This is a genomic window from Bacillus sp. GMs2/2, from assembly GCF_050172095.1.
In the GTDB taxonomy this organism is placed as follows: Bacteria; Bacillota; Bacilli; order Bacillales; family Bacillaceae_G; genus Bacillus_A; species Bacillus_A cereus.
On record NZ_JBNLYE010000542.1, the window covers coordinates 1 to 2,119 of the forward strand.

Below are 2,119 nucleotides of genomic sequence, written 5' to 3' on the forward strand. Positions count from 1 at the left end.
ATTTGAACTGTTTATACAATTTGTAGGATTTTTAGCTTTTTTGTCGAATACACTTAATGCAAGGAGGGACATTACATGATTATTAAAGATTATTTCATCAACCTTTCTATTTTTTCTTTATTAGTTAGCGCAGCAATATTTATTCAAGTGTTTACAATTAATTCTAGTCGATATTTTGAAAAGCTCTATGGAGGGATTATTGCAGTTACGTTAATGTTCTTTTCTTTTCCATACATGGGATTTTCCTACGATCTTCGAGTTGTTCCTCTTATTCTATCTTTTATTTACTTTGGTCGTATTGCTGGTTGGATTACGTTAATTAGCATAATTGTAATGCGTATCTTTTACACAGGAGGGTACTGGGAACCTCCTGTGATTGCTTATTTAGGTATGGGGATTCTATTTTCTACCTTTAAAACTTATTTTAAAAAACTACATCCTTTTAAAAGTGCATCGTTATATTTTTCTGTTTTTATTGGAATAAAGTGGTTAGTTGGCGTATTATTTAATACTACATTACTTTACACAGGAGGCTTATTATATATAGCGTTAGGACTTTTAATTGGGCTATTTCTTATGGAAGCCTACCAGAGATTGTATTATTTAACACAGGACTTATCTAAAATGAATCGAGAATTAAAAAAATCGAAGCAAGAACTTGCAGATACCGTACATGAGCTTCAAGGAGGAATTTTTAAATTTAAAAAAGTGGGTAAGCACTTTATACACACTTTATGTGATGGACAGTTTTATTATCAAAACGGATTTTATTCTGAACAGGTGGTAGGAAAAAGCTTACGTACTATTGATGCTTCTATTGTTCCTCCACATTTAGTTCCACAATTGATGAAGTACTATCTTCAGGCATGGGAAGGAAAAGAAATTATATTTGAATTACCTTGGCCAAATGATAAAACTATTATTCTTATTGCGCTTAGGCCGATTAAACGAAATGGACAAGTTATTGAAGTTGTTGGTTCTACAGTTGATATAACCGAAAGGAAAAAGGTAGAATCAGAATTAAGCGCTACCAAAGAATTATTGGAATCATTTATAAAGCACAATCTAGATGCTATTACCATTTCTGATCGAGAAGGGCATATTTTACAAGCGAATAAAGCTTATGAAAAGATATTTGGGTGGTCATCACAAGAAATCATAGGTAAGAGATTACCTTGTGTACCAGATTTTTTAATGGAAGAATCGATTAAAAATATTCAGAAAATTCTAACGGGTGAATCTGTGGTTACTAGATTAGAAACTGTTAGACAAAGGAGCGATGGGAGTCTTCTTGATGTCAGTCTGACAGTTTCTCCTATACTAGATGTAAGAGGAAATGTGATAGCTTTATCAGCAATATGTAGAGACATCTCTGAAAGAAAACAAGCAGAAAGAGAACGACATCGATTACACCAGCAATTAAGAGATAGTGAAATGAAGTACCGTGCACTAATTGAGCAAGCAACTGATGCGGTATATGTAGTAGAGCTGAATGAAGATAATGCTCCAAGTCGATTTATTGAGGTAAACCCTGTTGGGTGTAGAAGATTTGGATATAGTAGAGAAGAGTTGCTCTCATTATCATTTTCAAATGTAGTACCACAAGATTCTCAAATAATCGTAAGGTTATTAGAAAAAATTAAAAAGGGACAAACTTCCTTCACTTTGCAAGATGAATATGTTTTTCCAACAGGAAAAGTAATAACAACTGAGTTTAGTGTTCGTGTTTTTAACTTAAATGGTAAAAAAGTTTTCCTAAGTATTTCTCGTGATATCACTGAACGGCTAAAAACAGAAGAATTATTACGAAAATCTGAAAAACTTGCTGTTGTAGGACAATTAGCGACTGTAATGGCTCATGAGATTAATAATCCATTAACTGCAATGAAAGGGTTCATGCAATTACTAAAATCAACGGAAAATGAAAATAATCAAAGTTATATAAATATAGTATCATCAGAGATTGAGCGTATAGAGAGTATTACAACTGAATTTATGGCGGTAGCCAAACCACAGGTGGTAAAAATAAAACCTAATGATATTAGTGTGCTAATGGATCAAGTTTTAATGCTACTACAACCTCAAGCAATGATGAATAATATAAAAATTAGAATTGATC

Annotated in this window: 1 protein-coding gene; it reads left to right on the forward strand. The window is 32.5% G+C overall.

What is annotated here, in order from left to right; all coding sequences use genetic code 11:
- Positions 1-75 precede the first annotated feature (75 nt).
- On the forward strand, positions 76-2,119 hold a 2,044-nt coding region (locus ACQGS6_RS27130; protein ID WP_426965921.1), incomplete at its 3' end, for a PAS domain S-box protein.